Origin of the sequence: Arthrobacter sp. ERGS1:01 (genome assembly GCF_001281315.1) — a bacterium.
Lineage (GTDB): Bacteria > Actinomycetota > Actinomycetes > Actinomycetales > Micrococcaceae > Specibacter.
In genome coordinates this window covers 480,746-501,317 of the sequence record NZ_CP012479.1, presented here as the reverse complement: position 1 = coordinate 501,317, position 20,572 = coordinate 480,746, and the positions used below count along the sequence as shown (strand labels likewise).

At 56.1% G+C, this 20,572-nt stretch carries 18 protein-coding genes; 7 read left to right on the top strand and 11 right to left on the bottom strand.

Annotation, left to right across the window (positions count from 1 at the left end):
- Window positions 1-11 precede the first annotated feature (11 nt).
- Genes nhaA through AL755_RS06195 form a run of 3 tightly spaced genes read left to right on the top strand, consistent with a single transcriptional unit; the run spans window position 12 to window position 2,423 of the window.
- The gene (nhaA, locus tag AL755_RS06205) at window positions 12-1,313 is read left to right on the top strand and encodes a Na+/H+ antiporter NhaA (RefSeq protein WP_054010262.1); all 1,302 of its coding nucleotides are present in this window, start codon (window positions 12-14) and stop codon (window positions 1,311-1,313) included.
- A gap of 5 nt (window positions 1,314-1,318) precedes the next feature.
- On the top strand, window positions 1,319-1,837 hold the full coding sequence (locus AL755_RS06200; protein ID WP_054010261.1) for a VanZ family protein: 519 nt from the start codon (window positions 1,319-1,321) through the stop codon (window positions 1,835-1,837).
- 10 nt (window positions 1,838-1,847) lie between these two features.
- A complete protein-coding gene (locus AL755_RS06195; RefSeq protein ID WP_054010260.1) occupies window positions 1,848-2,423 on the top strand; it encodes an arsenate reductase/protein-tyrosine-phosphatase family protein in 576 nt (191 codons plus the stop codon).
- Between the two features lie 1,168 nt (window positions 2,424-3,591).
- Here the strand turns inward: AL755_RS06195 and AL755_RS23195 are convergent.
- The 8 genes from AL755_RS23195 to AL755_RS24510 form a co-directional block, all read right to left on the bottom strand.
- On the bottom strand, window positions 3,592-4,839 hold the full coding sequence (locus tag AL755_RS23195; protein ID WP_150117059.1) for a lipopolysaccharide biosynthesis protein: 1,248 nt from the start codon (window positions 4,837-4,839) through the stop codon (window positions 3,592-3,594).
- The gene (locus AL755_RS23190; protein WP_160318869.1) at window positions 4,826-5,953 is read right to left on the bottom strand and encodes an O-antigen ligase family protein; all 1,128 of its coding nucleotides are present in this window, start codon (window positions 5,951-5,953) and stop codon (window positions 4,826-4,828) included. The genes AL755_RS23195 and AL755_RS23190 overlap by 14 nt, the downstream gene beginning before the upstream one ends.
- Window positions 5,954-6,012: 59 nt before the next feature.
- Window positions 6,013-6,891, bottom strand: a complete 879-nt coding sequence (locus AL755_RS22345) for a polysaccharide pyruvyl transferase family protein (RefSeq protein WP_272946707.1) — start codon at window positions 6,889-6,891, stop codon at window positions 6,013-6,015.
- A 122-nt stretch (window positions 6,892-7,013) separates the two neighbouring features.
- The gene (locus AL755_RS24520) at window positions 7,014-7,556 is read right to left on the bottom strand and encodes a glycosyltransferase (protein WP_160318868.1); all 543 of its coding nucleotides are present in this window, start codon (window positions 7,554-7,556) and stop codon (window positions 7,014-7,016) included.
- Window positions 7,526-8,062: a glycosyltransferase family 4 protein gene (locus tag AL755_RS24515; RefSeq protein WP_082368959.1), complete on the bottom strand. Its 537-nt coding sequence runs from the start codon at window positions 8,060-8,062 to the stop codon at window positions 7,526-7,528. Before AL755_RS24515 ends, AL755_RS24520 begins: the two co-directional genes overlap by 31 nt.
- Window positions 8,028-9,278, bottom strand: a complete 1,251-nt coding sequence (locus tag AL755_RS22330; RefSeq protein ID WP_150117057.1) for a glycosyltransferase family 4 protein — start codon at window positions 9,276-9,278, stop codon at window positions 8,028-8,030. The genes AL755_RS24515 and AL755_RS22330 overlap by 35 nt, the downstream gene beginning before the upstream one ends.
- Window positions 9,275-10,282, bottom strand: coding sequence for a glycosyltransferase family 4 protein (locus AL755_RS22325; RefSeq protein ID WP_082368957.1), 1,008 nt, complete (start codon window positions 10,280-10,282; stop codon window positions 9,275-9,277). Before AL755_RS22325 ends, AL755_RS22330 begins: the two co-directional genes overlap by 4 nt.
- 41 nt (window positions 10,283-10,323) lie before the next feature.
- Window positions 10,324-10,977, bottom strand: coding sequence for a glycosyltransferase (locus tag AL755_RS24510; protein WP_160318867.1), 654 nt, complete (start codon window positions 10,975-10,977; stop codon window positions 10,324-10,326).
- Between the two features lie 810 nt (window positions 10,978-11,787).
- Here AL755_RS24510 and AL755_RS06190 point away from each other — a divergent pair.
- From AL755_RS06190 to AL755_RS06175, 4 genes are all read left to right on the top strand, one after another.
- A complete protein-coding gene (locus AL755_RS06190; protein WP_082368955.1) occupies window positions 11,788-13,269 on the top strand; it encodes a polysaccharide biosynthesis tyrosine autokinase in 1,482 nt (493 codons plus the stop codon).
- Window positions 13,270-13,360: 91 nt separating this feature from the next.
- Window positions 13,361-14,797 carry a sugar transferase gene (locus AL755_RS06185; protein ID WP_054010259.1) on the top strand — a complete coding sequence of 479 codons (1,437 nt, stop codon included), beginning with the start codon at window positions 13,361-13,363 and terminating at the stop codon, window positions 14,795-14,797.
- Between the two features lie 333 nt (window positions 14,798-15,130).
- Window positions 15,131-16,909 (top strand): DUF4012 domain-containing protein, encoded by a 1,779-nt coding sequence (locus AL755_RS06180; RefSeq protein WP_237762608.1) that lies wholly within the window; start codon window positions 15,131-15,133, stop codon window positions 16,907-16,909.
- 181 nt (window positions 16,910-17,090) lie between these two features.
- Window positions 17,091-17,720 (top strand): LPXTG cell wall anchor domain-containing protein, encoded by a 630-nt coding sequence (locus AL755_RS06175; RefSeq protein WP_054010258.1) that lies wholly within the window; start codon window positions 17,091-17,093, stop codon window positions 17,718-17,720.
- A gap of 90 nt (window positions 17,721-17,810) precedes the next feature.
- Here the strand turns inward: AL755_RS06175 and sufU are convergent, their stop codons facing one another.
- From sufU to rfbA, 3 genes are all read right to left on the bottom strand, one after another.
- Window positions 17,811-18,272: a Fe-S cluster assembly sulfur transfer protein SufU gene (gene sufU, locus AL755_RS06170; RefSeq protein ID WP_054010257.1), complete on the bottom strand. Its 462-nt coding sequence runs from the start codon at window positions 18,270-18,272 to the stop codon at window positions 17,811-17,813.
- A 3-nt stretch (window positions 18,273-18,275) separates the two neighbouring features.
- The gene (locus AL755_RS06165) at window positions 18,276-19,586 is read right to left on the bottom strand and encodes a SufS family cysteine desulfurase (RefSeq protein WP_237762607.1); all 1,311 of its coding nucleotides are present in this window, start codon (window positions 19,584-19,586) and stop codon (window positions 18,276-18,278) included.
- An 85-nt stretch (window positions 19,587-19,671) separates the two neighbouring features.
- Entirely contained in the window at window positions 19,672-20,532 is an 861-nt protein-coding gene (gene rfbA, locus AL755_RS06160; RefSeq protein WP_054010255.1) for a glucose-1-phosphate thymidylyltransferase RfbA, read from the bottom strand.
- Window positions 20,533-20,572: the final 40 nt, after the last annotated feature.

Sequence of the window (20,572 nt, the reverse complement as noted above, 5' to 3'; positions counted from 1 at the left end):
GCCCCACGCCCATGAACCTCCCCTCCCCCCGCCGCATCCTTGGCCGCGGAAGCTATGGCGAGACAGTCCGCATCGGCCACATCCTGCGCTCCGAAACCGTGGGCGGCGCCTTATTGCTGGCAGCCACCATCATCGCCCTGATCTGGGCCAACTCCCCCTTGGCGGACGGCTATTTTGCCTTGCGCGACTTCAGGATCGGCCCCGAGGCGTGGCACCTGAACCTCAGCCTGGGCGGTTGGGCGTCGGACGGTCTCCTGGCCATTTTCTTCTTCGTGGCCGGCCTTGAACTCAAGCGGGAATTCGTGGCGGGCGATCTTCGCAACCCGGCCCGCGCCGTCGTACCCATTGCCGCGGCCGTGGGCGGGGTGATCGTTCCCGCCGTCCTGTTCGCCCTGGTGAACCTCACGCAGGGGCCGGCGATCCTGAAGGGTTGGGCCATTCCCACCGCGACGGACATTGCGTTTGCGCTGGCCGTGCTGGCGGTCATCAGCACCCACCTGCCCACGGCCCTGCGCACGTTCCTGCTGACCCTTGCCGTGGTGGACGACCTCATCGCCATCGCCATCATTGCCGTGTTCTACCCGGGCGAGCTGCACCTTTCCTTCCTGGCGATCGCCGCCCTGCCGCTGCTGGCATTCACGTGGCTGGTGCAAAAGCGCATCCATGCCTGGTACCTGCTGCTCCCCCTGGCGTTTACCACCTGGGCGCTGGTCCATGCCTCCGGCATCCATGCCACGGTGGCCGGCGTGCTGCTGGGCTTCGCCGTGCCCGTGCTCCGGTCGGCCAAGCGCGGCGGTCCGGAGGCGGGGCCCGGCCTGGCCGAGCACTTTGAACACCTGGTCCGACCCATTTCCGCCGGGGTGGCCGTGCCATTGTTCGCCTTCTTCTCCGCGGGGGTGGCGCTGGGCGGGCTTTCCGGCTTGAAGTCGGCGTTCACTGACTCGGTGGCCCTTGGCATTGTGCTGGCCCTCGTGGCGGGCAAGTTCATTGGCGTCTTTGGCGCCACCTGGCTAGTCACGAGCACCACCAAGGCCAAGCTCGACGACGGCCTGGCCTGGATCGACGTCGCCGGCCTTGCGCTGCTGGCCGGGGTCGGGTTCACGGTGTCGCTGTTGATCAGCGAGCTCAGCTTTGGCGACGAGAGCCCGCACTACAGCCACGCGAAGGTGGCCATCCTGGCCGGTTCGGTGTTGGCGGCCTTACTGGCCGCAGTCGTCTTGCGGAGCAGGAACCGGCACTACCGTAAACTGGCGGAGCTGGAAACCGTCGACAATGACGGTGACGGCATTCCCGACGTATACCGACAAGACTGAGACTGATGGCCAAGACCCTCCACCGCATTTCCCTGGTGCTGGCCGGCGCCTATTTGGTGGCATTGGTCTTGATCGTTTTCTGGCCCACTCCCGTTGACAAGCCGGCCGCGGGCACGCTGCACCATTTCATTACGTGGATGCACCTGCACGGCGTACCCGGGTTCATCGGCTACAACCAGATCGAGTTCTCCGCGAACATTGTGCTGTTTGTGCCCATGGGGTTCATTGCCTCGGTCTGGTCCAAGAATGGTTGGGTGGGTTTACTGACGGGTGCGCTGACGTCGTGCCTGATCGAACTCAGCCAGGCGTGGTTCCTGCCGGCCAGGTTCGCCTCGGGCATGGATGTCCTGTCCAACACGATGGGCGCCGGCATTGGTGCGGCGATCTATTGGGCGATTCACGTGTGGCATGCCCGGCACAACGCCACGACCCCGGCAGTGGAGATCTCGGCAACGGTGGTCGAGCCTCCGGTGGTCGAGCCTGTCGAGACCCCGGGGACGCCGGCTGCACCCGCGGGACGGTAGCGTAGAACGCATGAGCTCCACTGCGCCCTTCAGGATTTTGACCGTCTGCACCGGCAACATTTGCCGCTCCCCCATGGCCGAGCGGCTCCTCCAGCAAGGGTTTGACCAGGCGTCACCGGGCGCCTTTACCGTGGCGAGTGCCGGAACGGGCGCTTTGGCGGGCCACGCCATCGAGCCACACATTGAGGGTTTTGTCCGGGTCATGGGCGGTACCACGGACGGCTTTGCTGCGCGCCAGCTCACCCCGGGAATCCTGGCGGAACAGGATCTTGTCCTCGCGCTGACCCGCCGGCATCGAAGTAAAATCGTGGAGATGCGGCCCGCACTCTTGAAGCGGACTTTCACGTTGCGGGAACTGGCCCGGATCCTGCCCACGCTTGAGGTGCCTGCCGGCCTGACCCCCGCGGAGCGGTGGGCGGCCATGATTCCGCTGGCGATCCGTGCCCGCGGCATGCAGGTCACCCTTCCGGAGGACGACGACGTCGTTGACCCCTACCGCCGCTCCGACGACGTCTACGAGCAGATGCGCCGCGAGATCACGCCCGCAATCCAGGGCATCGTCGCGTGGGAACGGGCAAACGCGTAAGGCCTTGGTTGAACACGGTGAGGGAATGTGCAGGCGTCGATGAATCTGATCCGAACTTCGGATTTCTACGAGCGACCCATGCTGATTTCAACAATCCACCCAACAGCCGGGGAACATCTTTGACGACATTCATCAGCCCCACCATGTCGGCGACGCCAATATCAACACGTACGCTGCGTCGAGTCACGGTGGATGCAATTCGGACAAAGGCATCCCCATGATGGCTTGGCAATAGTCCAAGCCCCCACCTCCGTTGCTCTCTGGCCGTGAACTTCACAAAATCCTGCACCACGGGCCGGACACCCCGGCCCGCTACCCGCCAGTGAACAACGCATGCCATTCTGGTCCAAGCATTCAACTTCATTGGCCCCGACAACTGGATCCTAGAACTTTCATCGTGTTCCTTAGGACTCCTGGTGAGCACCCTGACACAGCTGATCTCTCACGGCCGATGACAACTACAAGTCCCATCGGAGATGTTTTGAGCAGAAGCGGTTGCACATGTCGACGTCACCAACGTGGTAATAGCCACCTTCAGTCCAACGGCCAACCCCGCCTACTTCGCACAAGCAGAACCCGCGCCCTCCTAGTAGGGATTTGAATCTCAACGGGACCGTGGCTTACATGGGATCACATCTCCCAAGCGCTCTCCTGCAGCCAATACTAAGAACTGATACATAAACGGTGCCCACCCATGAACCTAATGTGAACGTATGCCCCACGGACACGGGTCGGCCCAGACCTGTCCCGGGCCCACTCTCACTCCCACTCCTGAGACAAGCGCCGCCCAAGGCAGCGAATCCACAACAGCCAGACCCAGACAGCAAAAAACTCCCCCCGGAATGACCCACCATCGTGCAAACCATTCCGAAGATCGAAACGTACAGCCCAGAGTGGTTCAGCCTGCCCAGTGAAAAACCAGAAAGCGCAAGCACCTATCCGCCTGCGAAACAGCAGAATCCAACAGGCCAGAGATACCTGACACCTGACACCTGACACCGCATTAATTCAAGGGCACACCTATTGATCCAAAGGCCACTCTGGAAGAATGAACTCCAAAACAAAGGCGGATTGATATCCGACAAAATATGACCCGCTGCAATCGCCTTCGACACGAGACTCGAGCTACCAACCCAAATCGCCCGCGCTGAACAAATCAGCGCCTTAGCTAATGCGATTTCAATCGTTCGCCATTAGAAACCTCAGCAAAAGACCAACTAACCCTTACGAAATACCACTGCACAACAAAACCGCCAATTCTCGCCAAAACCAAAGAGCAAGCCACTCCCCCCAAACCCCAGATTGGTACAATTAGACATCCAATCAAAAGCATTACCATTAGCTGGACGATCGTAGACTTCAAAAGATCAAAACTTCTCTTCTGGTGCATCAAATACGTGCCGGTGATTTGCATCAGTGCACCTAATCCATAGGCGAAGCCAATAAGACCTCCAATCCAGACTTGAGGCACTGTTTCTCGCGGCATAATTAGTGGAAGAAATAAGACACAAACGACACCAATTATTGGCCACATAACCAGCGCAGGCGAAAAAACAAGCAGCAATCTACGAATCACAGCCCTACCGCCAACAGCAACTCTATTCATTGAAAATTGACCAATTGCAACGTTGAAAGTTGCAAGGCCTAGTAGGGGGCGTTGGACAGCTTGATATCGTGCAATATCAGCAGATCCGCCAAACCCGGAAACAATACTGTCAATTGATCCGGACAAAGCATTTGCAGCCTGGTAACCCGTTAGGAAGACAAGCTGCTTTTTGCCATCCGAAGACCCATAGAGGACTTCACTAACACCTTTGGACAGAAACTTTCGATCGCCCCTCCAAAGAAGTAAATCATAAACAACAAAAGGAATTGAGGAAACTATCAAGACTGTTGCGTTTATAAGGATCATAGACTTCGAGTCAATTTGAGTCCTACCCAAGAATATCAACAAGGAGGCAACTATGAAAGCCACCGAATTACCTAGTTGCGCGAACAATAATGGAACGCTCTTGACCTCCAATATTCGCGTGCCAATAATGCTTGCATAAAACCCTTGGCCAATTAGCAGCATCCCAGACCAATCCAAGGAATCACCTGGCAGTAGACGGACAAAAACTTCGACCAGACCACCGACTATCAAATAGGCCACAATTCTGTGTCCATTCACAGCGCCCAATCGACCCAATTTCGCAAACGCGTCAATTTCTTGGAATAGGCGTTGCCCACTCACGCCGTCCATAAAACGAACAATAATTGCAACGATTGCAGTGGCCAATCCATAGAGACCCAATCCGCTCACCGTGGAATTTGTTGCGAACAACAAGAACAATAGATAAGTAGTCCCCGTGGACGCGAATACGCCGATTGCGACAGAGGAAAAACGGCGAATTGACTTTCTCTTAGTGAGTTCCACGAGCAGCAGGCTTCGTACTAGATGTCTTGATTGAAGAATTGTGGTTTCCAACAATGAGTGCAGTGATCAATACCAGATAAAGCAAACGGCCACTTGGATAGTCAAGAAATAGCGGAATCTCAGTCAGGGCCTGAACAACCAACACTAACCAAAGCATAATCCCAAATTTATTATGTTTACGATTTAAGTCAAAGGCCATTGAGGTAATAAATAATACGCCAGTCGCAGCCAATAGAAATCCGCCGGATACGAGGTCCATGATGACTTGGTTGTGGGCGTGAGACCAGGGAATTGCTCCCTGCTCCTGAAGCAATCGGAAGAACCCCAATCCTCTTTGCTCAAGCGGCACAGACAACTGAGCCATCGCCCACTCCCAGATCCCTGTGCGGCCCGTAAACTGATCAGGATTCAGAAATCCACTTCGCCGCTCAACAAGGAGCGCTGGCGTAAGCAACACAACAAGGCCTGCCAATAGGTACCATTGAAACATCTTTTGGTACCGAGTTCGACTGACGACCAGTGCTATTAAAAGGGCCACGATTGAGGTGAATGAAAATGACCCGAGAACTACAATAGAACCAATTATTGCCCCAAAGATTCTGACTTTTTGCGAACTCACGGAAATAAGGATTAGCACCGCGCCGGCCATCCCGGTGATATTTGGATGTCCTAGTACCCCCCGCAAACGTCCCTGGGTAAATAAGCCAGTTCTATCATCGATCGAGAAAGCCCCCGCTCCGGCAAGCACGGTTAGAATGGAGAACAAAGAGACAAAGATAAATATTCGATAGATATCTTCAAATGTAATGTAAGGGGAAAAGAGTATCAGTACCGCAAATATAACGTGTGACTGAAACCATACAATGGTGTTTCCCTCGTAGAGAGCAGGTCCCGAAAGAAAAGGAATGATTCCCGTAACGAGGACAATACTCGACAAAACTACGTGTATTTTCCCCGGTTTGTCGCCACCAGCTATTTTGTGGAAAATGAAGCCCACTGCAAGAACGATCGACCCGTAGAGCGAAAAGACGGAGGCACTGTGAAGGGTTTCAAGAAATGGGAATGCAGTCTCCGCGAGTGGAATCGTAACGCCAACGCTCAATAGAAATAGCACGACGAAGCCTGCTGTGGGCGGCCCAATCTTCAGTGTAGTCGAGGGCTGAACTCTAAGACTCATCCTTTTAACCATGGTGCAACTACTCGGCACGCTTCTTGAGTTCGGTCCCTAATTTCCTGAACAAGACGGCCTACGGGGGGTTTGGCAATTGGAATATGATCCGGTTTTTCATGTAAACCTACTACTTGAACGCCCGTTTCTTCAACACATTCAAATTTGTGATGGTAAGCGACCGCCACCGTGGGTATGTCAAGGTTAACAGCGAGAAGTGCCGCATGGAGCCGGCCAGCATATACTTCTGAGGCTGTCAAATAGTGAGCAGCTGCTTCGTCGATGGTATTTGGGGAAACAAACTCTACATTTAGATGCGACCAATATTCATTGTCGCCCCGTCCATTCTGACCTTTGTCAAATTGGACATGCATTACTGTTCCTTTTACTAATTGTCTCCTGACAATACTCTCAACATAGTTGCGATACCAGTCCTCGGTTAGCCACGGTCGTTGCACTATCCAATGCTTACCATACCTGGGGAAGGAAATGATGGTCGTGTGGCTGTCAGACTGTGCCCGGTGGAAACCGTCGGCAGACCTGAACTCCTGGTCGAGGAATGAAAGATCACCTCCGAGAATAGTTGGGACAATCCCTTCAGCGTTAGCTACATCGGACTGTGTGCGAACCACAATCGGTTTTGAGAAGCGAGCCAAGACCCGCCGTGCCATCGTAGTGCCGTTGCCTGATTCAAAGGGACCCAGCCCCAAACCGAGACCAAGCGTCTCTCCTCGCCGCACACTAAGGTGCTTTTCCCATCTGACCAACGTCTCAACATTTCGCTGGTCAGCGGCCAACCACCCACCGCCCCAGAGGCACAGGGTTGCGCTGCGATCTCGTGCGCCCGCACCTTTAAGGACGTGCGAACCCAATGGCCAACTCATCAAGGAACGCCTCTCGGAAACCCTTACAGGGTCACCGACATACTGATTCGATATGGAGGCGAGCCAATCATCACCTAGATTCCCATGACTGTCCCAGCTGTAGAACTGGACTTTCTGCTTTGTCAACTAATCTGACCTCCTGCATTCAAAAGACTCCTGTACTGCTCCGTCCACTGCAGTGCAACTTCCGCTGGTTGACGACCCAACAACGCTTTCGCCGCAGTCCTGGGCGACACAATTCCTTGCTCGAATGTATGGAGCTTCTTGAAGTCCTCGAGTATCCCAGACAGTTCGCTTACCGATCCGAAGTAGCCCGAGTGATTCCCTAGCAAGTTTTCGTGCGCCGTAATTCGAGAAACCAACAACGGTAATCTATGTTGCAGTGCTTCCAGGATCGTGAGTGGTTCTCCTTCGAAGCTACTAGCGGAAATGATGCAGTCTTCGGCTCCGAGCATGCTCCAAGGGTTTCGCATGAATCCCGCAAAAGTTACGGTCAGCCCAAGATCATGGGCCAATCCTTCTAGGGAAGATCGTTCCGGTCCATCTCCAACAATCACAATTGGCAGACCCAAGCCGGCACTATGTGCAGCCCGAAGAATCCAATCCACCCGTTTTGACTTTGTTAGCCTGCCAACTACGTAAAGTCTGCGGCCCTGACTCTCCAACAACCCCCAGAATCGACAGATATGGGGTTTGGAATAGTTATGGACTCGCGTACAAGGCTATTCGAGTCGTAGCAATACACCGTGCGACAGCCAACCAATCGAAGGAGCCTGGGCATTATGCCACCAATAAACGGACGGCCGTCCCATGGATTCATTGTGTGTTCCGTTCGAATCATCCTCGGTCGGTTCCGACTACTTAAGGAACTCCACGCTAACAAACCAATCAAATCCGGTGCCTCGCAATTTAGGTGCAACACATCAAGTCGTTCTCGGATTACTAGACGACGAAGACGCACTACGCTCAAAAATACCCGGAGAACCTGATTCCGTGAGACGCTACGCAAAAGTGTCAAATCGGGGTTGCCCTCTTCGCCAGGCAACGCCGGATCAATAGCTATCCTCTGGAAGATTACCTGTTCCGAGTCAAACTCCGAGGAGAGTATCGCTGCAACCCTCTCAGCACCGCCACCGTCATAACGTATTAGAAGGCTGCCGACCTTGACCATCTGTTATCTCTTCTCCTAGGTAGTCCAAAACATATGAAACTTTGTTATCCCAGGTTTGGCTCCTCGCCCAAGCAATTGCCTCATTAGAGGCATGCACATAACCCTGCGGATCATCACGATGTGCCAGAACGTCATCAACAAGGCTCATCGCCAGATTCTGTGCTCCCCGCCACACGCGTGGGCCGCGAGCCACAATCTCAGGAACCATTGAACCAACGCCTTGGTGTCTCAAGACCAGCGAGGGGAGACCCCTTCCAGCGGCTTCAAGAACGCTAGGGCTCGAGGAATCTCGCATGCTTGTAAAAACCAGGTAATCGCTGGAGTCATATAGGTCTATGACTTGAGACCACGGAACCTTTCCCAAAAACTCAACATTTTCGTCGATTTGTAGACGTTTGGAAAGCTGTTTGAGCCTGACCAGTTCAGGCCCATCACCAGCAAATACCAATGACGCCTGGACACCACGGTCCAAAAGGTTCTTCAACACAAGTAGTGAAATATCTGGTCGTTTTGAGTGAACCATACGTCCAAGCCAAAGAAGCCTTACTACATCATGAGCGCCCGTTCTGCCCTTATCTACGATCTCTGCCGGATCAATTCCATCGGCGAACATCATTTCGACCTGATCAAGGCCCGATGCATCAGCAAACTTCCTAGTTTGATCATTTGTAACCAATGTCAGCGACGGTTCAGTCTTCCCACTGAATCGAGCTCTCTGTCTGGCGATTGCAATTGGAAACGCTATAGCCCTCAAAAGTTCCTGTGGCCAGGCACGAAATGGCAATCCACGAAAGAGCGCCAATTGTCCCCCACCCAATGGACCCCAGACAGTCTTAGCCTCAGGATGGACCGTTGTCATCGCTGGAGCCAATCGAATCGACCCCCATGAGACATGGTGGATAATATGCCAATTGCTGTTGGCTTTTAGGAAGGAACGAACCTGAGAAGTCCAGTTCCTATAGTGAATCGCATTCTTGATAAGCTCATGGGGCTTTTGCGCAGCCTTAGCATGTTGATTCTTGCCGATGCGAATAACTTTCGATATACATGGATCCCACATATTTAACTGGTCGGGCGAGTCTGTTGGACCCGAAGAGAGAATTGTGACTTTATATCCTTGGCCCGAATAGATTCTGGCCCATTTTTCGGCAAGTCCCGCCTCAGTTCCTGACCCGGGCATCGCTTCATAGGCCAGTATCAAAATATTACCGGTCAAAGTACTGTTATCCTGTCAATGAGTGGAGCCACTTGATCTGACCAATTAGAAAATGCCACTTTTGGAGGCGCGTCTTTATCAAACTGACGAATCCAAGATCCGTATTCGTCCGCTGTCGGTCCTGTAATTTCCGTGATTAGACACATACCGTCGACTAAGGGTACCGACGAGAATGCTGCTTGCGTACCGATTACAGGAATACCGTTCGCAAGAGATTCTATGACCTTATTCTTAACGCCCGCGCCCTCCGAAATGAGTGAAAGCGAACAGGAAGCGCCTTGATAGGCATCCTGTATGTTTTCGACCCAACCTCTCAAATCAACATAATCGGGAAGAACAAAATCTTTCGGGAAATTTGGACCTACGATCCGAAGGGTGATGTCCTTACCGTCAGATACAACATTCCCGGCCCAGTTCAGATTATGTCGAAGCATCGATCGGTTAGGACCATAGCCCCAATCAGCAACACAAACTATGGTATTGCCTTTTGCCCACAACAAGTCCGTTGAGTGGGAATCTGCAGAGTTGCCTACAATCATTTTGGCGGTACCAGGATCTATCCACTTAATATCGGACGAAAGATCGGTCGTCGAAATATAGCTCAAGGAATGAATCAACCGCGATACTGTGATTAACGAGACCGCTGCAATCGTCTTCTTTATGCCCCGAATAGCCAGGCCCTTAATTCCAGCATGAGCGCCAGATCCCAAATATGCTGACCGGATCCAACTATCACATATATCGACATGATATTGGCTCTTGTTTTTGAGTCTAATAAGTTGTGGGATGATTCCTACTGCTACAGGAAGACCCTCAAAGAATATAAGATCTCGACTTTCGTTGGATCCACTGTCGAATAAATGCAGATCAGTTTCCCCAATCTTACAACTCGAAAGCAGTTCGGGCCATCGACCCTTTTTCCTTTTAACTTCAACAACGACGACTTCAATTCCATGTGAATGCAGGCCAGCGACTATGCCCTTACGACGAACAATTGCACCCATTGCCGCCCTTTCTTCACGTTTTTGACAAACATAAAAGATCCTCACGACGAGCTACCAAGGATTTGCATTGCGCATGCGTGAGGGCCCCGAGCAGCAAGCTCACGTGCCGCGTGACGTGAATAGTCTGCAACGGTCACTTGGTAGGCGGAGATAGCTGTCCTAATTTGTTTAACTAATTCAGCTGGATCTGAATCCTTAAGGATACCGATCTGCAATGGTCCGCTCATAAATTCCGGGGGTCCGTGGAGTGCGGTTGTTAGCACTGGTTTTCCAAATTGCAATGCTTCCAGGTGTGAAAGGCCCAGAGACTCGGATATTGACGTGCTTAGAAAAATATCGAATTTGGCGATCTGATTTGAGGCATTTGCAGTATGAATTACTTCAATATTCTCAGACTCGGTGAGACTTTGGAGTACGGCCATCTCTGCGCTAGTTTGAGGTTCTGGGCACACGACTATCCCATTCCATTTGCCCATTGTCACGACGTCGCGGAAAAGTTCGAGCCTTTTAATTGGGTCGAGACGCGCGATTGTCCCAATCGTTATATTCTCCGAGTTAGGAATCGATTTAAACGATGCGATCTCAGATTTTTTAGGTCGTGGCCCTAGGGGAAGTATGCACTGAGGCCAATCGACTCCAACAGACCGACCATAGTCGGCCACGAATCGACTCACAGGATGTACTGCAATTTTCATCCTTTTGGATATTCGAGCTCTGAGTGGACTCCATTGCCATTCGCCATGCACAACAAAGGCTCGGTGCCGAGAGCGATCCACAAAGTTGCTTTGCCACACAGAGCGGAAATCATTCAATATTACGAGATCTGACTTGCACGACCGCATCCGGGATATTCTTGGAATGTGGGGGTTGTGTCTCGCGAGTTGACTGTTCTTTTCAACTCTAAGAATTACGTTGTGACCCATTTCTATTAGCTCTCTGGCGAGATCTGACAGAAACACTTCACCTCCACCCCATATAATTTCACGCGATGATAGTACTATTTTCATCCCGCACCCCCTAATATCTTTCCTATTTTTTTAGTCTAATTGCAGATAACCGGTCGATTGACAGAGTACCCTTGCGACTGTAATTGTTTCGCGGGGACTCGAATGATTTGCGCCAAGTTGGCAATTTTCAGAATAGCGGTCCGCCTTTGAGCGGCCAAGGTTACCCTAAGTCGCATGCCAGCCTGTGGTTGCACATCTACAGACTATTTCAGCCTTTCCTCGGAGTTGTGACGAGCATCACAAGTCTCAATTTCATGGGCCACTGCTTCCAAGTTGAATATGAGAAAGCGGCGTGTGGTTGGCAAGGCTGACTTTAAAGACTAACATCGCTCATTGTCACATTGCCCAAGTGGATTTGGTTGAATCTTTGTGGTATGAAGCGCGGCACTCTTTTGGTCGGCAATGAAGCGGTAGTATGGGACGTAACACTCAATGTCCTGATCGAGGTCTCAGCTCGCTATCAATGGGCGTCTGGCATCTGCATGGGGGAACCTTCACTTGGAATTACGCGATTATTTGCTCATTTTACGTCGGAATTGGATACTTATCGTTTCCGCGACGATCGTCGGATTGATGATTGGGGGTCTCTCGTCCGTTCTCACGAAGCCCGTCTATACCGCTGAAACACAGCTCTTCGTGGCTACACAGAGTTCCGGATCGGTCCAGGATCTTCAGACAGGAAATTCGTTCATTCAAGCTCGAGTGTCTTCGTACGTGAAGACAGTGACAACTCCAACCGTCCTCCAGCCTGTGATCAACTCGTTGGGTCTCGACAAGACGCCGCAACAACTAGCGTCGATGGTCCAAGCCTCTTCCGATCTAAAAACTGTGTTCATCACGATTTCAGTCAATGATGGATCCCCGGTTCAAGCAGCTGCAATTGCACAGGCAGTTGGTGACAGTCTCATAGCGGCCGTCGACAAGCTGGAAATGCCCAAGGGCGGCGGCGTCTCTCCTGTTCGAGTCTCCGTAGTGACACCGGCAACGGCACCAGTGGCTCCGTCAGCGCCCAACACAAAGATCAACCTAGCTTTGGGATTGCTAATCGGATTGGCTGTTGGCGGGGTGGCTGCTGTATTGCGCACTACCCTGGACACGCGGATTCGAAATGCGCGTGATTTGAAATTGGTTACTCAAGTTCCTGTCCTCGGGGGAATCGCTTTCGACCAAGACGCCACGAAGACCCCTCTGTTGACGCAGTTGTCCGGTCATAGCCAGCGGGCTGAGTCATTTAGACAGCTACGTACGAACCTGCAATTCGCTCACGTAAGTCATAAGAGTAAGACGGTCCTTGTCACTTCCTCACTGCCTGGCGAGGGCAAGAGCACCACCGCTACGAATCTCGCCCTTGCCATGGCTGAGGCTGGCCAACGTGTTGTGCTTGTGGACGCCGATCTCCGGCGACCCATGGTGGCGAACTACTTCGGCTTGGAAGGTCAAGCTGGGCTAACAACTGCGCTTGTGGGAGAGGCCCCTGTCCTCGATCTCCTTCAGCCTTGGGGCATGACCGATCTTCATGTTCTTTCGTCGGGCCGGATACCTCCGAATCCCAGTGAACTATTGGGATCAGAATCCATGAAACAAATCATCACCACCCTGGAAGCCACTTTCGATGCGGTCGTCATCGATGCGCCCCCTCTACTTCCAGTGACTGATGCAGCCGTACTTGCACAGCAGGTTGGTGGCGTGGTCTTGGTTGTAGGCTGCCATACGGTACGTCAACAGGAGGTGGAGAAGTCTTTGGCATCGTTGGCGCTTGTCAACGCGGACATTCTCGGCGTCGTGTTGAACCGGGTGCCGGTCAAGGGCCCGGACGCCTATTCGTATAGCTACTACGGCTACTCTTCGAATGCACCCACTGCGGTAGCACCCCACCCACAAACCAAAGTCGCCGATAAGCAAGGAGACTTCGGACCTACAGAGGATGATTTCGACAATATTCTCCGTGGTCATCCCACCCGGGCCTCACGACGCTCGTGACTGATTGACGGACTCTACGTAGCACAGTCAAGTCGGAATCTTTCAGATCCGGCCTCGTTAAACATGTGGGTTCCCCCGGGGGTGGGAACAAATGAATCAGAATAATTGGCGGAGTCGCTATGCCAAGCGAATCTGGATTGTCGATGCCATCGTCGTAATTTGGGCCGCCGTAGGCGCCCATCTCATTCGGTTTGGGCTGGACGGCGACGAGACAATTGCAGGGGCGCGGGCCACGCCCTACTTCGTCATGACGCTAATCTTGCCAGTGGTCTGGTGGATCATGTTGGAGATGTGGGACAGCCGTGCTTCCCGAATTCTCGGCAGCGGTCCAGATGAATATAAGCGCGTATTTGCTGCAAGCCTTTGGCTCTTTGGCGCCTTGGCGATCTTTTCATACGCATTTCAAGTTGACGTGGCACGTGGGTACGTTGGCATCGCATTTCCGCTGGGGGTTTTCGGCCTCGCTGCCGGCAGATGGGTCCTCCGTCAGCACCTAACCTTGGACCGTTCGGGTGGCCGAAGCGTATCCCGACTACTGCTGGTCGGAGGTGATACAGCCGTCACCCACCTCATTGACGCGCTGAAGCGCCACCCGATGTCCGGTTACAAACCAGTAGGTACCTATCTCCCCGGCGCAGACGCCACCACGATCAACGCTGCCCAGGAAATACGCGTGCTCGGCACTGAACCGTCAGTAGCCGGCATCATGACTGCCGTCCGGAACTGCGATGCGGATATGGTTGCGCTCTCCGGAGGTACCGCCCTCCATCCAACGACCATGAGGCACCTCGGATGGGCTTTGGCGGAACAGAATATTGGTCTGATTGTTGCCCCGGCGCTGACTGACATTGCAGGGCCCAGGATTCATACTCAGCCCATTGCAGGCCTGCCATTGATCCACGTTACGACTCCCAAGTTGGAGGGCGGCAAGCGCGTGGCAAAGCGGACCTTTGACTTGGTCGGAGCCTCCCTGCTGGTTGCCTTCCTGTCCCCTGTCCTGGCCACGTTGGCCGTGCTGACTAAGCTGTCAAGCCCCGGTCCTGTCTTTTACATGCAGGACCGCATTGGTGTCCACGGAACTACCTTTAGAATGATCAAATTCCGGTCAATGATGGTGGATGCCGACCTTCAGCTTGCCGGACTTCTCCAAGCACAAGGAACTGACGATAAGCCCCTTTTCAAGGTTGAGAATGATCCGCGCATCACCCGCGTCGGACGGGTTCTGCGCAAGTTTTCGCTCGATGAGCTTCCGCAACTGTTCAACGTCCTAATGGGGAGCATGAGCCTGGTTGGTCCGCGCCCGCAACGAGACGGCGAAGTCGCCCTCTATGATGATGCGGCCAGGCGCCGGCTCTACGTCCAGCCCGGAATGAGCGGCCTGTGGCAGGTTAGCGGTAGATCCAATCTCAGCTGGGATGAGAGCATCAGACTCGACTTGTACTACGTGGAGAATTGGTCGCTGACTACGGACCTGGTGATCCTCTTCCGCACGGCCAAGGCCGTGGTTGGCAGTAACGGTGCCGTCTAGTTCTGGCACCATTCTCGCCCCCGCAATTTTAGCTCTCCCGGTCTTTGACTTTGAAAGGTCAAGCAATGAACTTATCTGCCACTGTGGCGAAGTCGCTCGGAATGGGCGCACCGGTACGACGCACGCGTTTGGCCGTCAGGTCATCACTGACACAACGAGACGCCGGCTGGACCTACCGCGGAATGGGAAGGTCCTAGCACCATGACCGATCACCTCGGCTTCACAGAAAACCCAGAACTAGAAAACCGCTCCGAGCGCGTTCGCCGTTCGGGCAGCGGCAAGAAAACCGCCGCCCGCAAACGCCGGCGGCGCGTCCTAAAGGTAAGTATCGCTGTGGTAGTTGTTGCCGTCGCCCTTGGCGGGGCCGGTGCCTGGGTTGGTTACCAGGCCCTGCACCTCAAGGACGACATGCAGGCAACCACCGAGTTGTTGCCCAAGTTGAAACAGCAGCTCCTTGAGAACAACAGCACCGGAGCAGCCGCAACGGTTTCCAGTTTGGCCGCGCACACTGCAGCCGCCAAGGACGCGGCCACCGACCCCGTGTGGAAACTGGCAAGCTCACTGCCCTGGATTGGACCCAACCTTGCCGCCGCCACGGACATGGCAGTGACCGCCGACGACGTCGTTCGACTGGCAGCCAAACCCCTGGTGGGCACTCTTGGCTCGCTCGATTGGAAGACTCTGACGCCAAGCAACGGTGCGGTGCCCCTGGATGCGCTCTCCGCCGCGGCCCCGAACGTGGTATCGGCTGCAAACACTGTTGAGCTCTCGCATGCGCGGTTGGCAGACATTGACGCTTCAAAGCTGCTGCCGCAAATTGCCGAACCACTCCAGACAGCCCGGAAGCAGCTCGATGAGCTGCGCGGAACGCTCACCATTGCCGCCAATGCGGCCCGCCTGGTACCGCCCATGATGGGCGAAAAGGATTCACGCAACTACCTATTGCTGATCCAAAACAGTGCCGAAGTTCGGGCCACCGGCGGCATTCCCGGTGCCCTGGCGATCCTGCACGTGGAAAAGGGCAAGATCGAACTCACCAACCAGGATTCCGCCGGCGGCATCGGCGTCTTTGACCCCGCACTCAAGGTTGACCCCGCACAGGAAACCATTTACTCCCCCCGGCTGGGAAGCTATATGCAGGACGTCAACCTGACACCGGATTTCCCCACCGCGGCCGCCACCGCCCGCACCATGTGGCAGGCGCGCCATCCCGGGCAAACGGTTGACGGCGTCATCACCTTGGACCCCGTGGCGCTGTCCATGGTTCTGGGCGCAACCGGACCGGTCGACGTGAGCTCCGCCGTGCCGGCCGGCGCGGACATTGGAAGTCTTCCCACCAAGCTCACCAGCGGGAACCTGGTCAAGGCGCTGCTGTCCGATGTATATGCCAACATCGAGGAGCCCAAACTGCAGGACGCCTATTTCGCGGAAGTGGCAAAGAAGATTTTTGGCGAAATATCCTCCGGAAAAACATCCGGGGAAAAGCTAATTGCCGCCCTCGGTAATGGCGTGCAGGAAAACCGCATTAAAGTGTGGTCCTCCCGCAACGAGGAACAAAATGTATTGGCCAAGCAGCGGATCGGCGGGGCAATCGCCGGCTCCGCCGTGGCGCCTTCCGCATTTGGCGTCTACTTCAATGACGGCACCGGTGCCAAGATGGACTACTACGTGAAACGGAAAGTCCAGCTCGTCCAGCAATGCACGGCCGGCGGCTATGGCAAGTACACGGCCCACATCACGCTCACCAACACGGCACCCGCCGATGCAGCCACGTCCTTGCCGAAATACGTCACCGGCGGTGGCGACTATGGCGTAACGCCGGGCCATGTGGCCACCAACGTCGTAGCCTACGGCCCGGTCCAGGCCCGCGCGCAGGAGGCCCGCGTCAACGGCAAGACCGCCGGATTCGGCTCCTTTGTGCACGCCGATCGTCCTGTTGGCGTGGTCCGGGTGGACCTGGCACCGGGGCAAAGCACCACGGTGGACATCGACTTCGCAAAGGTGGTCCAAACCAGTCCCGCCGTGCTGGATGTGACGCCCACGGTCCAAAAGAGCGCCGACGTCATTGTGCCGACGGATTTGGCAAAAGGCTGCGCGGCCACCAAGCCATAAAGGTTTGACAAAGTTTGAATAACAGGCATTGACAAGGCATCACTCGTCATGCATGTGTTCATTAGAAAAAATGCAATCCGGGTTGGGCGCGCCCAATGCCGACTGATAGTCTCAAAAAGGCTTCTGGTCTCATCGGGGGCGCTTTACTTTATTTATTTGAATTAGAAGTGGGGAATACTGTATGAAGAAAACACTCGCCAGCCTGGCACTTGCCGGGCTCCTAACCTTGTCCGTGGGGACGGTTGCAGCCCAGGCTGCTCCCGACTACCCGGCCGGACCCTCTGCCGTAGTCTCAGTCGGCACCGTGGTTCCCGGCCAGGCACTCTCCTTCGGTGGCTCCGGCTTCACTGCCGGTGAAACCATTGACATCACGGTCACCCAGACCAGCGCCGTTGCAGGCGGTGCAATTGGTTCCATGGGCGGTGGCGCATCGATGTCGGTGCCCGTCATCATCAAGCCCGCTGCATCGCAGTCCTTCACGACTGTTGCTGCTGCTGACGGTTCCTTCAGCACGTCAGTCACGCTGAACGAAACCGGCACGCACACGCTGACGGCCACCGGACGTACGTCCGGCGTTACCGTCAGCCAGGTTGTCAAGGTTGTCACCAGCCTCGACTCCGAAGCCGGCCTGTCCGGCGGCAACAACGGAGCCGGCAGCGTTGTTGCCGGCACCGAAAACGGCGGTCTCGCCAGCACCGGTATTGACACCGGCGTTTTGGTTTGGTCGATCGTTGGCGCCGGCGCACTTGCCGCGGGCGTTGGCACCGTGGTGGTTTCACGCCGTCGCAGCCGCAACGCTGCAAACGTCTAAGACACCAAAGAAGTTCTCGGGTTCGCCCGTAAACTCAGGAAAGCCCGGAGCCACTGGCTCCGGGCTTTCTTGGTTCGTGACAGCGCGGTTCTAGCGTGTCTGCGCCAGCGCGTCCTCGGCGGCGACCCAGGCCAGCATGGCGCACTTGACGCGGGCCGGGAATTTGGAAACACCCGAAAGTGCTGCGGCGTCCCCCAGGATTTCCTCGTCCGCTTCCAGTTTTCCGCGGGATCGCATCACCTCGCGGAAGTTGTCAATCAACCCGTGTACCTCCGCCACGCCCAGCCCCTCGGCCAGCTCGGCGAAGATGGAGGCGGACGCCATGGAAATGGCGCACCCGTCCCCCGCCCAGTGGATGCCCTGCACGGTGCCGTCGGCAGTCTCCACGCGCAGGGTGATCTCATCGCCACACACGGGGTTGAGCTGGTGGCATTGGCCCACGCCGTCCGGCAGGTGGAGCCCCTGCAATTGGTCGTCCGCCAGGTCGGCGCCCGTGCGGGCCTTGGACTGCTCCAGGATGATTTGTTGGTACAGCGAATCCAGTGAACTCATGGTTTAGGCTCCCGTAATGCCGAAGTAGGGGCGCACTCCCGCCACGGCGGCCAGGAACGCATCCACCTCCTCGGTGGTGTTGTACAAGTAGGTGCTGGCGCGGGTGGAGGCGTTCAATCCCAGCCGGCGGTGCAGCGGCTGGGCGCAATGGTGGCCCACGCGGACGGCGATGCCGGCGGCGTCAAGGAACTGGCCGACGTCGTGCGCATGGACCCCGTCCACCTCGAACGCGGCAAGCCCGGCCCTGGCTGTGCCGGACGCCGGCCCCAGCACGCGGATGCCGTCGATCGCCTCAAGACCGGCAACGAGGCGCTGCCCCAGCGCGGCCTCCCACTCGTGGATCCGCTGCATGCCCGTTTCACTGAGGTAGTTCACGGCCGCGGCAAGTGCTGCGGCCTGCGAGATGGCCTGCGTGCCGGCCTCGAAACGCTGCGGCGAGGGCAGGTAGCCTGCCTTTTCCATCGTGACGGTGGTGATCATGGAGCCGCCGGTCAGGAACGGCGGCATGGCATCGAGCAACTCGGCCCGGCCGTAGACGGCGCCAATGCCCGTGGGCGCCAGCATCTTGTGCCCGGAGAATACGGCAAAGTCGACGTCAAGCGCCTTGACGTCGAGTGCCAGGTGCGGCGCGGATTGGCAGGCGTCCAGCACCACCAGGGCGCCAACGTCGTGCGCCATGCGGGTCAGCTCCACCACGGGGTTGATGACGCCGGTGACGTTGGAAACGTGGGTGAACGCGAAGACCCTGGTGCGGGCCGTGAACAGCGCGGCGGCGGCCTCCATGTCCAGCGTGCCGTCGTCCATGATCGGCACGAACTTCAAGGTGGCACCCGTGCGCCGGCACAGTTCCTGCCAGGGAATCAGGTTGGCGTGGTGCTCCATCTCGGTCACCAGCACCTCGTCCCCGGGCCCGACGGCGAACTGCCGGGCCTCGGCGGGGACCTCACCAATGCTGGCATTGCCGAAGGAGTACGCGATCAGGTTAAGCCCGGCCGTGGCGTTCGCCGTCCAGACAAGCTCGTTGTCGTCGGCGCCGATGAAGGCGGCCACCGTGGCCCGGGCATCTTCAAAGACATCGGTGGCGGCAACGGCCAGCGTGTGGGCGCCGCGGTGCACGGCGGAGTTGCGTTGTTCGTAGAACTCCTGCTCCGCCTCCATGACGCTGGTGGGCTTTTGCGAGGTGGCTCCGGAATCCAGGTACACCAGCTCACGGCCGTTGACCTGCTGGTCAAGGATGGGGAAGTCGTTGCGGATGCGGCGCACTTCTGCGTCGGTCAACGGCCCCTGGTGGTCGTGGTCAGTGGATTTCAACACCAAAGCGCGCGCTCCTTCTAAATAAGTCACATCCAATGCACTTAATTATCGCACTGATTCCGCGCAGCCCGGCCAAAGCCTGCCCTTAGTCAAGCAACCCCAGCAAGTAGGCGCCGTAGCCGCTCTTGAGCAGTTTCCCGGCACGTTCACGCAAATCGTCATCGCTGAGGAAGCCCTGCCGCCAGGCCACCTCCTCCGGGGCGCCAATCTTCAGCCCCTGCCGGCTCTCCACCGTCCGTACAAAGGTGGAGGCGTCGTTGAGATCACTAAAGGTTCCGGTATCCAGCCAGGCCGTGCCGCGGGGAAGGAGTTCCACGTGGAGCTCGCCGCGCGCCAGATAGCTGCTGTTGATGTCGGTGATCTCCAGTTCACCGCGGGCGGACGGCTTCAAATCCTTCGCAATGTCGATGACCGAGTTGTCGTAGAAGTACAGTCCCGGGACGGCGTAGTTGCTGGCGGGAACGGCCGGCTTTTCCGCCAGGGAAATGACATTGCAGTCGGCGTCGAATTCCACCACGCCGTAGGCGCTGGGATCCTTGACCCAATAGCCAAAGATTGAACCGCCGCTGATGTCCTGATGCTGCTGGAGCTGGGTGCCCAATCCCGGACCGTAAAAGATATTGTCGCCCAGCACCAGGGCCACGGTGTCGGAACCGATATGGTCCTTCCCCAGGATGAATGCCTGGGCCAGGCCGTCGGGTGACGGCTGTTGGACGTAGCTGAGGTTGACGCCAAACTGGGAGCCGTCGCCCAACAGCCGCTGGAATTGCTCGGCGTCCTGCGGAGTGGTGATGATGAGGATGTCCCGGATGCCGGCCAGGATCAGGGTGGAGAGCGGGTAATAGATCATCGGCTTGTCATAGACGGGCACCAGCTGCTTGCTGATGCCCAGAGTGATGGGGTGCAGGCGTGAGCCCGTCCCGCCGGCGAGGATTATTCCGCGCATCGTTACCCTCCTGTGCCGCCCCGGCGTGACTCCCGGCGCT

Excerpts from the sequence above, each read along its gene's own strand:
- sufU (WP_054010257.1), bottom strand. The coding sequence starts at position 18,272 with ATGAGTTCACTGGATTCGCTGTACCAACAAATCATCCTGGAGCAGTCC.
- nhaA (WP_054010262.1), top strand. The coding sequence starts at position 12 with ATGAACCTCCCCTCCCCCCGCCGCATCCTTGGCCGCGGAAGCTATGGC.
- rfbA (WP_054010255.1), bottom strand. The coding sequence starts at position 20,532 with ATGCGCGGAATAATCCTCGCCGGCGGGACGGGCTCACGCCTGCACCCC.
- AL755_RS06195 (WP_054010260.1), top strand. The coding sequence starts at position 1,848 with ATGAGCTCCACTGCGCCCTTCAGGATTTTGACCGTCTGCACCGGCAAC.
- AL755_RS22345 (WP_272946707.1), bottom strand. The coding sequence starts at position 6,891 with ATGAGTTGGCCATTGGGTTCGCACGTCCTTAAAGGTGCGGGCGCACGA.
- AL755_RS22325 (WP_082368957.1), bottom strand. The coding sequence starts at position 10,282 with ATGGGTGCAATTGTTCGTCGTAAGGGCATAGTCGCTGGCCTGCATTCA.
- AL755_RS24510 (WP_160318867.1), bottom strand. The coding sequence starts at position 10,977 with ATGAAAATTGCAGTACATCCTGTGAGTCGATTCGTGGCCGACTATGGT.
- AL755_RS06185 (WP_054010259.1), top strand. The coding sequence starts at position 13,361 with ATGAATCAGAATAATTGGCGGAGTCGCTATGCCAAGCGAATCTGGATT.
- AL755_RS24515 (WP_082368959.1), bottom strand. The coding sequence starts at position 8,062 with ATGGTCAAGGTCGGCAGCCTTCTAATACGTTATGACGGTGGCGGTGCT.
- AL755_RS06175 (WP_054010258.1), top strand. The coding sequence starts at position 17,091 with ATGAAGAAAACACTCGCCAGCCTGGCACTTGCCGGGCTCCTAACCTTG.
- AL755_RS06200 (WP_054010261.1), top strand. The coding sequence starts at position 1,319 with ATGGCCAAGACCCTCCACCGCATTTCCCTGGTGCTGGCCGGCGCCTAT.